General features: G+C 63.9%; 11 protein-coding genes and 1 pseudogene. 10 read left to right on the forward strand and 2 right to left on the reverse strand.

Going from position 1 to position 13,108, the window contains the following annotated elements; translation table 11 throughout:
• The first annotated feature begins 48 nt into the window (after positions 1–48).
• From MF609_RS19675 to MF609_RS19695, 5 genes are all read left to right on the forward strand, one after another.
• Positions 49–2,055, forward strand: a complete 2,007-nt coding sequence (locus MF609_RS19675) for a copper resistance system multicopper oxidase (RefSeq protein WP_242417744.1) — start codon at positions 49–51, stop codon at positions 2,053–2,055.
• On the forward strand, positions 2,045–3,343 hold the full coding sequence (locus tag MF609_RS19680; protein ID WP_242417745.1) for a copper resistance protein B: 1,299 nt from the start codon (positions 2,045–2,047) through the stop codon (positions 3,341–3,343). The genes MF609_RS19675 and MF609_RS19680 overlap by 11 nt, the downstream gene beginning before the upstream one ends.
• Positions 3,344–3,390: 47 nt before the next feature.
• Positions 3,391–3,765 carry a DUF305 domain-containing protein gene (locus MF609_RS19685; protein WP_066486611.1) on the forward strand — a complete coding sequence of 125 codons (375 nt, stop codon included), beginning with the start codon at positions 3,391–3,393 and terminating at the stop codon, positions 3,763–3,765.
• Between the two features lie 60 nt (positions 3,766–3,825).
• The gene (locus MF609_RS19690) at positions 3,826–4,275 is read left to right on the forward strand and encodes a DUF411 domain-containing protein (protein ID WP_004212951.1); all 450 of its coding nucleotides are present in this window, start codon (positions 3,826–3,828) and stop codon (positions 4,273–4,275) included.
• Positions 4,276–4,454: 179 nt separating this feature from the next.
• Entirely contained in the window at positions 4,455–5,111 is a 657-nt protein-coding gene (locus MF609_RS19695) for a DUF2231 domain-containing protein (protein ID WP_242417746.1), read from the forward strand.
• A gap of 179 nt (positions 5,112–5,290) precedes the next feature.
• On the opposite strand, the pseudogene MF609_RS19700 reads toward MF609_RS19695, so the two are convergent.
• Together MF609_RS19700 and MF609_RS19705 are read right to left on the reverse strand one after the other, a co-directional pair.
• Positions 5,291–5,416: pseudogene (locus MF609_RS19700) on the reverse strand (DUF305 domain-containing protein); the annotation flags it as partial.
• A gap of 24 nt (positions 5,417–5,440) precedes the next feature.
• Entirely contained in the window at positions 5,441–6,451 is a 1,011-nt protein-coding gene (locus MF609_RS19705; RefSeq protein ID WP_306304825.1) for an NAD(P)/FAD-dependent oxidoreductase, read from the reverse strand.
• Positions 6,452–6,647: 196 nt separating this feature from the next.
• On the opposite strand from MF609_RS19705, the gene copC reads away from it, so the two are divergent.
• The 5 genes from copC to MF609_RS19730 all read left to right on the forward strand — a co-directional run.
• A complete protein-coding gene (copC, locus tag MF609_RS19710) occupies positions 6,648–7,016 on the forward strand; it encodes a copper homeostasis periplasmic binding protein CopC (RefSeq protein WP_007407009.1) in 369 nt (122 codons plus the stop codon).
• 4 nt (positions 7,017–7,020) lie between these two features.
• The gene (copD, locus tag MF609_RS19715) at positions 7,021–7,947 is read left to right on the forward strand and encodes a copper homeostasis membrane protein CopD (protein WP_007407019.1); all 927 of its coding nucleotides are present in this window, start codon (positions 7,021–7,023) and stop codon (positions 7,945–7,947) included.
• 201 nt (positions 7,948–8,148) lie between these two features.
• Entirely contained in the window at positions 8,149–8,412 is a 264-nt protein-coding gene (locus MF609_RS19720; protein WP_242417747.1) for a TehB family protein, read from the forward strand.
• A gap of 58 nt (positions 8,413–8,470) precedes the next feature.
• Positions 8,471–11,158, forward strand: coding sequence for a vitamin K epoxide reductase family protein (locus MF609_RS19725; RefSeq protein ID WP_242417748.1), 2,688 nt, complete (start codon positions 8,471–8,473; stop codon positions 11,156–11,158).
• 257 nt (positions 11,159–11,415) lie between these two features.
• Positions 11,416–13,108: FTR1 family protein (locus tag MF609_RS19730; protein WP_242417749.1), on the forward strand; the 1,693-nt coding region annotated here is incomplete at its 3' end.

A 13,108-nucleotide genomic window follows, 5' to 3' on the forward strand; every position in this document is an offset into this window, starting at 1 on the left:
CCCCCCCCGCCGCCGGCCGCAAGCATTGAACTGGAGCGAAGGAAAGGCATGAGCCGCAATCTAAACCGGCGCGACGTAATGCGCGGAACCGCCATGCTTGGCGGCACGCTGGCCATGTCGGCCTACCTGCCGGCTTGGGCGCAACCTGTGTCGCGCGGCATCGCCAGGCCCCTGCCGACCGTGTCGGGCACAAACATCGCGCTGACGATCGACAGGATGAAGCTCGTCATGGACGGGATCACGACGCCCGCGATCGGGGTAAACGGCACGGTCCCGGCACCACTCGTCCGCCTCAAAGAGGGCCAGAAGGTCCGCCTTGCGGTGACCAACAACCTCGACGAAGATAGCTCGATCCACTGGCACGGGCTCATTCTGCCGTTCCAAATGGACGGCGTACCCGGGATCAGCTTCCCCGGCATCAAGGCGCGTTCGACCTTTGTGTACGAGTTCCCGATCTTGCAGTCCGGCACCTACTGGTATCACAGCCACTCGGGCGAGCAGGAGCAGGCAGGACTCTACGGACCCATCGTGATTGATCCGGCGGGTGCCGACCCAGTCGCGTTCGACCGCGAGCATGTGATCGTCCTCTCCGACCATAGCGAAATGACGGGCGAGGAAATCTTTCGCAAGCTCAAGCAGATGGGCGGCGCCTATTTCAACTATCAACGCCCGACGCTGAGTGGGCTGCTGGCCGGCCGCGAAATGCGCCTTAAGGATCGCCTCGATTGGGGGCAGATGCGGATGGACCCGGCGGACATCGCGGACGTCACTGGTTCGACCTACACCTTCCTGGTCAATGGCTTTGGACCTTACGACAACTGGACGGGTCTCTTCCGACCGGGCGAGCGGGTTCGGCTGCGCATCGTCAATGCTGCGGCGCAAACCAACTTCAACGTGCGCATCCCTGACTTGCCGATGACGGTGGTGCAGGCCGACGGCCAGAACGTCCGGCCGGTAACCGTGGACGAATTCCAGATCGGCGTCGCGGAAACCTTCGACGTGATCGTGACGCCCGAGGACCGCGCCTACAGCTTCGTTTCCGAGGCGATCGACCGATCCGGCATGGGGCGCGCGACACTGGCCCCGCGCGAGGGCATGATCGCCCCGGTCCCGCCGCTCCGCCCGCGCACGTTGCTGACCATGACCGACATGGGCATGGACATGAGCGGGATGGAGGGGATGTCCGGTATGGCGGACGAGAACCCGGTCGCAAAGCGCGGGCCGGATCCCACGTTGATGCAGAATGCCTCGCGCAACCTGTGGAAGCTCACCGGGTGGAAAGAGCCCACCGATCACGGAACGAAGCCGATAGGCGCTGCGATGGCCAGCATGGCTGGGATGGGGGGCGACCAGATGAGCGGCGCTATGCCTGGGATGGACCATAGCCAAATGGCGGCGGGCGCTGCCGGGATGGCGGGCATGGACCATGGTCAGATGAGCAGCGGCGGCATGGCCGGGATGGATCATGGGTCAGGCGGCAGCATGGACATGAACATGCGCAACCCCAAGAACGCGCCCGGCGTCAAGATGGGGCCGGGAGTGCAGACCATCTCGCCGATGCCGAAGGACCGCACGGGCGAGCCGCCGCAGGGGCTGGAGGATGCGGATCATCGCGTGCTCACCTATCGCGACCTTGTCGCGCTGGACCGCAACCCGGACGTTCGCGCCCCGTCGCGTCAGTTGGAGATCCACCTCACGGGCAATATGGAGCGCTACATGTGGGGCTTTGACGGCCAGAAGATGAGCGACCCTGCCGACCCCATCCCGTTCCGCAAGGACGAGCGCGCGCGCGTTACCCTGGTCAATGACACGATGATGCCGCACCCCATCCATTTGCACGGCCACTTCTTCGAGTTGGTGACCGGACATGGCGACTTTGGGCCTCGCAAGCACACTGTGAATGTGGCGCCAGGCGGTAAGATGACATTCGACGTAACGGCCGATGCGCCCGGCGACTGGGCGTTCCACTGCCACAATCTCTATCACATGACCGCGGGGATGATGCGTGTCGTGACGGTTCGCCCGATGGGCGAGGAGAATCGCGATGCAGCCTAAGTTCCTCCTGATCGCCGGCGGCGCGGCGCTTGGCCTCGCAACGCCGGCGGCCGCGCAGATGGACCATTCCAACATGCCCGGCATGAAGATGCCGCCGCCAAAGGCGCCAGCGGTAAAAAAGCCTGCCGCCAAGAAGCCCTCAGCGACCAAGCCCGCCGTGCACAAGGAGTCCGCGAAGCCTGCCGCCAGGTCGACACCGCGCGCGAAGGCGGGATTGGGGGCCAAGCCTGCCGCAAGTCGGTCCGCCAAGCCTCCGGTCGGTGGACCGGCTGTTGCTGATCCTCACGCCGGTCATGACATGTCCGCCATGCCCGGTATGAATATGCCTGAAGCCAAACCTGATGCCAGTTCGGGGCACGACATGTCCGCGATGCCAGGTGCGTCCGGCGGCGCCAACCCCGCTGAGCCAGGTGCTATGCAAGGCATGGACCATGGATCGATGCCGGGAATGGGCCAAAGTTCGGGCGCGATGCAAGGCATGCCGGGACACGGCATGGGAAGCATGCCCTCAGCCACGGGCGCGGCGATGATCGGCACCAACCTTCAGGCCGGCACCGCTCCGCCGCCGCCCATCCCGACCGATCGGGCCGCGGACCAGGTCTACTCTGCCGCTGCTATGGCGCATTCGCAGCAGCATCTGCGGTCGATGCACGGCGGGCAGAATTTCTCCCAGGTCATATTCAATCTGGCTGAAGTCCAGATCCGGGACGGTCGCGATGGTTACCGGTGGGACGGCAGTGCCTGGTATGGGGGTGATATCAACCGGCTGGTGCTCAAGACCGAGGGCGAAGGGAATATCGGGGGAAGTCTGGAAGCGGCGGAGGTACAGGCGCTTTATTCGCACGCCATTGGCCCATACACCGATATACAGCTTGGCGTCCGCTACGATTTCAAGCCCAACCCCTCGCGCGTCTATGCGTCGGTCGGCTTCGAAACGCTGGCACCCGGCTTCTTCGATGTCGAGGGCGCACTGTTCCTGTCCAACAAGGGCGACCTGCTGGGGCGCCTGGAAGGTTATTACGATCAGCGGATCACGCAGCGGCTGGTTCTTCAGCCACGCGCCGAACTCAACTTCGCCGCGCAGGACGTGCCGGAAATCGGCATCGGCTCAGGCCTTTCCACGGCCGAACTCGGTCTGCGTCTCCGCTACGAGATCAGGCGCGAGTTCGCGCCCTATGTGGGCATATCGTACGACCGCAGCTTCGGGGACACAGCCCGCTTCGCGCGCGCCGAAGGCCAGGGCGCGGCGTCGACCAGCCTCGTTCTGGGCATTCGCACATGGTTCTAAGGCCAACTAGTCTTGTTGCGTTGGCCAAGGCCAAGAAGGAGAAATCGATGTTCAAGGCAGTAACGCTTCTGGCTCTGGCCGCGATGTCGGCGAGCCCCGCTTTGGCTCAGCAGGGCATGGACCACTCGAAAATGCAAGGCATGAACCACGACAACATGCCTGGCATGAACACGCCCTTCATGCCCGCCGAAATGGCGATGCATGAAAAGATGATGAAGGCCAAGGGCGCTAATGCGAGCGAGACGTGGGTCCGCAAGATGATCGAGCATCACCGCGGTGCGATCGCCATGTCGCAGATCGTTCTCCGGGAGTCGCCCGATGCGAAGACCCGGCAAATGGCTCAGAAATCGATTGCCGAGCAGAACAAGAGCATCGGTGAACTCCAGGCGATGCTCCGGTCGATGGGCAAGCGTCCTCAGTAATAAGCCTCATTCCTCCCGCCCCCAGCCAGCAACGGGAGGAATGACCAAGGAGATTTTTCCATGAAGTCAGCGTTGCGATTTGCGCTTACTGCCGCAGCCTTGTTGGTTCCGGTTGCCGCCAGCGCGGCTACCCCGATCGTTATGCACCGCGACCCCGGCTGCGGCTGTTGCGCCAAGTGGGCGGCGCAGGTGCAGCAGCAGCTCGGCCGGCAGGTGCGCGTCGTCGATGATTCTAACCGCCCGGCGCTGCAGAAGCGCGCGGGCGTTCCCGCGGACCTCTCGTCCTGCCACACCGCGATCGCCGATGGCATGGCTTTCGAGGGCCACGTGCCGATCGCCGACATGAAGCGGGCTCTTGCGACCCGGCCCAAGGGCGTGCGGGGCCTGGCGGTCGGCGGTATGCCGCTCGGCTCGCCGGGAATGGAAGTGCCGGGCGTCAAGGCGCAGGCCTATGACGTGGTCGCCTTCGGCACCGGCGGACGCCGCTTGTTCGCCCGCCACGGCAGCTGATCGGCGATTTTTCTGGTTAGGGCCGGCAGGACGCGCCTGCCGCTGCCAGCGTGACTCCTCCATCCAGTTCGCGTCGAAGCAGACGAAAAGTCTCACGGAAAGAGCTAATGGGCGGGTGAGGGGAGAAGGCCGGGCGTGCGTAAACGGGAATGGATGAACACGGATCAAGGGGTCAGGTGATGGGCGGCAAACGAGGCGGGACCTTCGCTATACTTCTTGCGGTTGCAATATCAGTCAGCACGTCGGCATCGGCGCACGAAGATCACAATGCGCTCGGGGCGGGTCCCGGGCCGGTCGCTAACAGCGCAGCCGAGACGCAGAAAGCAGATGGGGCGGACGCTGGCGACGACATGGACATGGGCGGCATGCACGAGGAGACCGCCAACAAGAACAAGAGTTTCGGCGAACGGCTTGTGAGCTGGCTGGGCCGGCTGCACACCATGGTCATTCATTTTCCCATCGCCATGTTCATCGGCGCGTTCGGGTTAGAGCTGTTCGGGTTATGGCGCCGCAACCGGGACTATCAGCATGTCGCACACATAATGCTGGTGGTCGGCGCGCTGGGAGCGATCGCAGCGGCGTTCCTGGGCTGGTTCGCAGGCGGGTTCTACCTGACCGACCGCAACCCTATCCTGATGACGCATCGCTGGCTCGGAACATCGATCGCGGTCTTCGGCGTCGTGCTGGCTTGGATGGCAGCCCGCCACCGCAAGGGTCCCGAGCGGTCGCGGTCGTTGTATTGGGTGGTGCTTGGCCTGATGACGCTCGCGATCTCAATTCAGGGGTTCCTCGGCGGAACCTTCATGCATGGCGGAATAAACCACTTGGCGTTCTGAGGGGCCCGACGCTTAGTAGCCGCTCGCGTGTTGGCGCGGTTCGAAGGAGAATGCGGCAGCGCCGACCTTCGTGCCGTAGGATGCCGCCAGCGATCCCGGCTCCGCTCGGGCGTGTCGAGGAACCCCGACCCTGATAATAGCACACTGTCTCGATGCACTCGCGCGCGAGCCACGGGATCGTGGTACGGGATCATCGAACGGAGAAAGGCCGTGTCGCCGATCGTCGTGTGGATACGAATAAGCGCGAAGCAGCCGAAGAAGATGACAAGCGAGCCGGCGATCAGCGCTTTGTTGGCGGTGTTCGCTCGTCGCACCGCCAATGGCTCCCGCTACGTCGGCGGTACGCTCCGAGCGGAATACAGCCCGGCGAGGGCGGATGACAATCCACTGTCGCGGTCGCGCAACAGGTTATGAATTGCGGTCGCAGCGATCGCCGCTTGTCCGGCTGCGACGCTGATCTGATCGAGCCCTTCCACGACGTCGCCGACTGCGTAGAGACCCTTAACCGAGGTTTGTTGGTGGGCATTGGTTAGCACGCACCCGGATTCGCTGAGCTGTGCTCCGAGCAAAGAGGCAAGCCGCGTCCGAGGTGATGAGCCGAGTGCGGGGTAAAGCGTGTCGAATTGTAGCTCCAAGCCATTGGCCAGCCTCACCTCGACACACTCGCCAAGACGCAACTGCCCGACAGGCGAGGGGGCGACATCAATGCCCTGCTGGTCCAGCTTGGCAAGTTCGGTCGGCCCAAGATCGAGCGAGCGTTCGGCCAGAAGCGTGACCTTGGCCCCATAAGCCCTCAGGAATTCGGCTTCTTCAGCACCATGACCATCGCCGCCGAGCACCGCCACGTTCATGCGCCGGGCCTCATAACCATCGCAGATCGGGCAATAGCGGAGAAGCCCACGCGCCACGCCGATGTCATGCATCGCATCAGGCATCTCGGGACGCCGGTTGACGACGCCCGTCGCAAGGACAACGGTCCGCGCATACAGGACGTTCAGTTCGCAGCTTGCCGAGAAGTGGTCGCCTGACGCGACGATTGCGTCAATCTCACCTCTCTGGACCGTACCGCCATATTCGCGCAGCTGAGCCTGCAAACGGGCAAGAAACGTGACGCCGGAAATGCCGCCGGGAAATCCTGGCAGGTTGTGCGAGCGCGGGATGGACGCGGCGCGCCCTGCCGCCGCATCGTAGACGACGCAGCTCCTGAGAAACCGCGACAGATAGATCGCGGTCATGAGGCCCGCTGGACCACCGCCCACTATCAGACAGTCGATGACCTCCTCAGGATCTCCAGTCCAGCCCTGATCGGTCAACCGCAACCTCATCATTACCCCGCGCATGCGCCTATCAGGCCCGCGGCCACAGTTGGTTTAAGGGGAGACGCAGTGAAAAAGCGCTCCATGCTCCCTTCTGAATACGCGCTGCCACCGCCGACCCCTCATCGAGAGCGGTGTGTCGGCACGAAAAAAGATCGTGAGGGGTGACCCGTCCAGCTGCGTAATACAGGTGAGCCCAATTGAAATGGAGATTACCTAAATGCGCCGCTTGTTCATCACGACTGCCGCCGCCGCCCTGTTCTTCGTAGGCGGCGTGGCGAACGCGCATCCGAAGCTGGTGTCCGCCAGTCCCGCTGCCAACGCGGCGGTCGCGACCCCCGAGAAGATCAGCCTCCAGTTCAGCGAGAAGCTCGTGCCGGCTTTCTCTAAGGCCGACCTTACCATGGCCGCGATGCCTGGCATGGCGGCCATGAAAATGCCCAGCAGCGCCGCAGTCGGCGCCGATGGCCGGACGCTCACCATCACCCCGAAGCAGCGTCTCCCGCGTGGACGCTACAGCGTCGACTGGCAGGTCGTCTCTGGCGACACACATAAAATCACCGGCAGCTACAATTTCACGGTGAAGTGAGCGAATGCTCGACTGGCCGACCGTCGCCATCCGCTTGGCGTTGTACCTGGTCCTGGCGGCGCTGTTCGGCCTGTCGGCCTTCAGCCTCTACGGCCTTCGCCTTGGCGAGCGCGATGATGCAATCGCGCTGCGGCCTTGGCTCACGGCAAGCGCGGCGCTCGGGTTGCTTCTCTCGGCCGCTGGCCTGATCCTCATGGCCTCGGCGATGGCCGGATCTCCGTTCTGGCCGATCGATCAGGCTGCTGCGGCCGCGCTGCTCGGAGGGTCGGCGGTTGGCACCGCCTGGAAGGTGCGTATGGTGGCGCTCGTCATCGCCGGCGGTGCAGCCCTGCTGGCGCGAGGCAGAGCATCATGGCTGGCTATGGCCATGATTGCGGCAGCCGCGGCATTGGCGACACTCGCGTGGAACGGGCATGGTGCCGCGAGCGAGGGAAGCACGGGATGGCTTCACCTCACTGCGGACATCCTCCATCTCCTTGCTGCCGGTCTGTGGGTCGGGGCGCTGTTCGGATTGCTTCTCCTGATGGCGCGGCGCGCCGAGGAGATCGATGCTGCGCACCTTCGGCTGACCCATCGCGCCCTGCACGGGTTTGGCTCCGTTGGTACGCTCGTTGTTGTTACCCTGGTGGTAACTGGTTTGATCAACAGTTGGCTGCTCGTCGGGCCGACCAATTTTATGGCTCTGGGAACGACACTTTACGGCCTGTTGCTGCTCGCCAAGCTAGCCCTGTTCGCCGGGATGCTGGGGCTCGCTTCCCTCAATCGGTTTCGCCTCACGCCGGCCTTTGAGCGCTCGATTGCCATGAACGACCATCGCGGGGCGCTTAGGGCGCTGCGGGTCAGCCTCGCGATCGAGACAGCCTGCGTGATCGGCATTCTGGCGCTCGTGGCATGGCTAGGCACCCTCGCGCCACCCGCGTCGGGCATGTAAACGCTATGGACCATCCGCCCACACAAGCGCCGCCCAGGCCTTCCACCTTCTTTTACCCACTTGCGCGGCTTAACCCTCGCCTCCCAAGATACCCCCCGCTTGGACTGAGCTTACGTGTCCGACGCCCTAAGTCGCCCACAGGTGCTTGCGGGACTGTCGCCTCGCGCTGCAAAGCTGAGTGTACGAGAGGATTGGTCCGGGATGGTCATTACGTTGAGTGCGCAGAACACGCTTCCGGCCACGCTTCGAAAGGAGCATCGCACCAAGCCTGGGGTGTGGGGCGTCATTCGAGTGCTCGACGGTCGGTTGCGCTATCAGGTGCTCGACCCGGCTTCGGAAACGATACTCGATCCTGATTGTCCTGGCCTGGTGCTCCCGGACCAACCACATTTTGTCGAGCCGCTCGGACCGATGCGAATGCAGGTCGAGTTCTATGACCGGATGCCCGTACACGCCGCCGGTTAACGGCGTAAAAGCTAGCCTGTTGGTGTTTTCAGAGACGGACGAACGAGGATAGCAATTCATGGCCGATGGCAAAAGCAGTGAAGCCGGCAGCGGCCAGGGTGGTGGCGGCGTCGTTCTGATCACGGGCGCGAGCGGCTTCATCGCGGCCGCGTTGATCGCCAAGCTTAGCGAGCGCTATAGGGTCGTCGGCCTCGATCGCGCTGGTCCTCCCGATCCGCCGCCGCCCGCCGCAGCAGTCGACTTCGATCTCGGCTCTGACGAGGCAGTGCGCGCTGCACTTGATGAGGTTCGTGCCCGCTATGGCAACCGCATCGCCTCGGTGATCCATCTCGCCGCCTATTACGATATTACGGGCGATGCCAATCCGCTTTATGACAAGGTCACCGTGCAGGGCACCCGCCGGCTGATTGACGGGCTACAATCGTTTGAGGTCGAGCAATTCATCTTCGCCAGCACGATGCTGGTTCATAAGCCGACTTCCACACCCGACGAGCGCATCAACGAGGACTCTCCGATCGGTGCATCCTGGGCGTACCCGCAGTCAAAGGTCGATGGCGAGGCGTTGCTGCATGAGCAGCACGGGAACATCCCGGTCGTCTACATGCGCGCCGCCGGAGTTTACGACGACGACGGACGCTCGGCGTTTCTCGCGCAGCAGATATCGCAGATTTACGAGCACCGCCTGATCTCGCACTTTTATCCCGGCATGCTGTGTGCGGCACAGTCATCGGTGCACCGCAACGATTTGGCCGATGCCGTGCTGCGTCTCGTCGATCGGCGGCACGAACTTCCGACGGAGCTGCCACTGCTCATCGGCGAGCCCGACGCGCCCGGCTATGCCGAGATCCAGGACATCGTCGGCGAGGCGCTCCACGGCGAGGGCTGGAAGACGATCCGGATTCCGCAGCCGCTCGCGAAGGCCGGGATTATCCTGCAGAACGAAGCGCTCGGCAGTGACGACTTCATCCAGCCCTGGATGATCGACAGCAGCAACGACCACTATATCCTTGATATCTCCCGAGCGCGTTCGCTGCTCGGATGGGAGCCGAAACACAGTCTCCGCGACACACTGCCCGCGATCGTTGCCGCGTTGAAGCGCCATCCGCGGGCCTGGTATCGGAACAACAAGCTCAACGAGAACCTGGTTGCCTGGCACGATAAGCCAGAGGCCGAACCTGTAGCGCCGAGCCATCAACCTGCGGCGGCAGGCGCCGGGATGGCCGGTATGGATCACGGGGCTGTGGACCATAGTAGCATGGACCATGCAGCCATGGGGCACGGCCCTGGCGCGGCGGACATGGCGATGTCCGGCCACGGTGCACACGGCGATCACATGGCCATAATGGACCGGGACGAGCGCCGTGCGCGCTGGGCTCTTTACGCGAACATCGGTCTTGGGCTGTGGCTCGCCTCCAGCCCGCTCATATACGACTCCGTGACCACGCAGAGCGTCGGCGAGGCCGCGCGCTTCGTAACGATTGATCGCGGGTTGCCGTCGATTGAGTGGCGGGCGAACGCGCTGGCCATTAGCGATGTCGTCAGCGGCCTCGCCATCGCGCTGTTCGGTGCGCTGTCGCTGTCGGCCAGGACCAAGACCTGGGCGCAATGGGCGGTGGCGTTCGTCGGCATTTGGCTGTTCTTCGCCCCGCTAATCTTCTGGAGCCCGAGCGCTGCTCAGTACAACAACAACCTGCTCATCGGCTCGGCCGTGATTGCCCTGTCGGTGCTCGTGCCGATGATGCCGGGCATGAGCATGGCGGGCATGATGGACCCCAAGAACATCCCGCCTGGCTGGACCTATTCGCCGTCCACTGACGCGCAGCGGCTGCCGATCGTCGCCATGGGCCTGATCGGCCTTCTCACCTCGCGCATCCTGACCGCTTACCAGCTCGGGCACATCGATACAGCCTGGGAGCCGTTCTTCGTCGGATCGCTGACTGACCCGCGTAACGGGACGGAGGAGATCATCACTTCCGACATGTCGAAGGCGTGGCCGATCGCCGACGGCGGTCTCGGCACCATCAGCTACGTGCTCGAGATCCTGATGGCAGTGATGGGAACCCGCGATCGCTGGCGCACCATGCCGTGGATGGTGACCTTCTTCGGCATTCTGGTCATCCCGCTCGGCGTCGTCAGCATCTACTTCATCATCAGCCAGCCGATCGTCATCGGCACGTGGAGCACGCTGGCGCTGATCGCCGCGCTCGCCATGCTGATCATGATCCCGTTCGCGCTCGACGAGGTGATTGCGATGGGTCAGTTCCTTCTCTGGGCGCGCCGGCAAGGCAAACCGCTGATCCGCACCTTCTTCCAAGGCGACGCGATCGCGGCCGGCAGAGAGGACACCTCGGACGCGATGGCCTCGCCAAGCACCTTCTGGGCGGACGCGAAGAAGGGTCTGACCCTGCCATGGACGCTGACTGCGAGCATCGTCATCGGCGTCCTGCTGATGCTCACCCGGGTATTGTTCGGCACGGAAGGCGGGATGGCGAACAGCGATCACGTTGTGGGTGCGCTGGTCATCACGGTCGCGATCATCGCCACAGCGGAGGTTGCCCGCGTGCTGCGGCTGATCAATGTCGCGTTCGGAGCCTGGCTCGTGGCCGCGCCTTTCCTCCTGGACGGCGTTGGTCACCTTGGTGCCGTGGCCTCGGTCGTAGCGGGCATTGCGCTCGTCGGCCTCAGCTTTCCAAGGGGGAAGCGCAGCGCCGAGCATTATGCAGGCTGGGACAAGTACGTGATCTGAAAGTATCCTCGATCACTGCTGGCTCTATTGCGGACCTTGATCGCGCATCGCACCGTCTCGCGTGCCTTCGTCGCCGCTTTCTTGCGTCGTTCAATCGGGACCGGTTCACGGTCACGATCTGTCGCCGGCGACGATCGCCCGTTGACGCGGCGATGTTCATCATCGGCTGCCTTGGTGATCGCGCCCTCCGCCCAATACTGCTAATGAGAGCTGTTCGCATAGTGCGCGACGAGTAAAGCTTGGAGACGATCACCCATATGCTGTCACTTCGGGTCGCGCTGATTAAGCCTGCACTCGCGCTGGTCGCGTCGCTTATGCTGCTGTTGATTCCCGCTGCGGCGACGGCCGATCCCGGCGACGTGCAAACCGCTTGGCGTCTGCTCGATTATATGGCGGTCGATTATGGCGGTGCGGTCGCCAACGGCGCGGTCACAAGTGCGTCCGAATACGCGGAGATGACGGAGTTCGCCGCAGGCGTGTCCACCCGCCTGCGCGCGCTCCCTGCGACACCTGAGCGGCAATCCCTGATCCAACGGGCTTCGCAGCTCCAAGGCGTGATTGCCCGCAAGGGCTCGGCCCAACAGGTCGCGGCGCTCGCCTACGGGCTCGCCGCCGATCTGCTCAAGGCCTATCCGGTTCCGCTCGCCCCGGACAAGACACCGGACATCTCCACAGCAGGAGCGGTTTTTCGACAATCCTGCGCGTCCTGCCACGGCATGACAGGCAACGGGCACGGTCCCGACGCCGCCAAGCTCGACCCGCCACCGATCGCCTTTACTGATGCCGAGCGAGCGCGCCAGCGCAGCGTGTTCGCGCTCTATCAGGTGATAAGCCAAGGCATCGACGGAACCGCGATGCAGAGCTTCGTCGATCTGTCTAGCGATCAGCGCTGGGCGCTCGCGTTCCGCTCCGGCAGCTTCGCCTCCACCGACGCACAAGCGGTCGAGGGTGAGCGGCTGTGGAAGTCGGACGCGAGCTTGCGGGCACGAATTCCCGACCTGAAAACCCTGGTCGCGCTCACCCCCGCCGCGCTTGCGGGCAGCATCGGGCAGGTGAAAGCCGACGCGGTGCTCGCCTATCTGCGTCGCCACCCCGATCAGGTGATGCAACAAGCCCCAAGCCCGCTCGCCGTGGCGCGCGCCAAGCTTGCGCAAAGCCTCGCCGCGTTCCAGCGCGGCGACCGGCGCGCTGCAAAGGAACTGGCGCTGTCCGCCTACCTCGACGGGTTCGAGCCGATCGAACCGACGCTCTCGGCGCGCGACCCGAACCTCATGTCCCGGATCGAAGGCGCGATGGGAGAATATCGCGCCGCTGTGGAGAGCAGCACGTCAGCCGATGACGTGACCGAACGAGTGGCAGTGCTGGGCGGCCTGTTCGATGATGCCGAGGCCGCGCTCGCGCCCGACGCCGCGACGCAGGCGTCCACCTTCTTGGGAGCCTTCACGATCCTGCTGCGCGAAGGGCTGGAAGCTCTCTTGATCGTGGTGGCCATGATTGCGTTCCTCCGCAAAGCGGAGCGGCCGGAAGCCATGCGCTATGTGCATGGTGGCTGGGTCGGCGCGCTCGTCGCCGGCGGGATTACCTGGGCGGTTGCCACCTATGCGATCGGTATAAGCGGCGCGAGCCGGGAACTGACGGAAGGGTTCGGCTCGCTGTTCGCGGCCGTGGTCCTGCTCTCGGTCGGAATCTGGATGCACGGCAAGGCACAAGCCGATCAGTGGCAACGCTATATCCGGGAGAAAATGTCACGGGCGCTATCGGGCGGGTCGGGATGGTTCCTGTTCGGGCTCGCATTCCTGGTGGTCTATCGGGAGGTATTCGAGACGATCCTTTTCTACGCCGCGCTCTCGACACAGGGTAACACCGCGATGCTGCTGGCCGGCGCCGGCGCAGCGATCAGCCTTCTCGCCGTCATCGCCTGGGCAATGCTCCGCTACAGCCGGACGCTGC

The sequence above is a fragment of the Sphingomonas panni genome (assembly GCF_022664435.1).
Lineage (GTDB): Bacteria > Pseudomonadota > Alphaproteobacteria > Sphingomonadales > Sphingomonadaceae > Sphingomonas > Sphingomonas panni.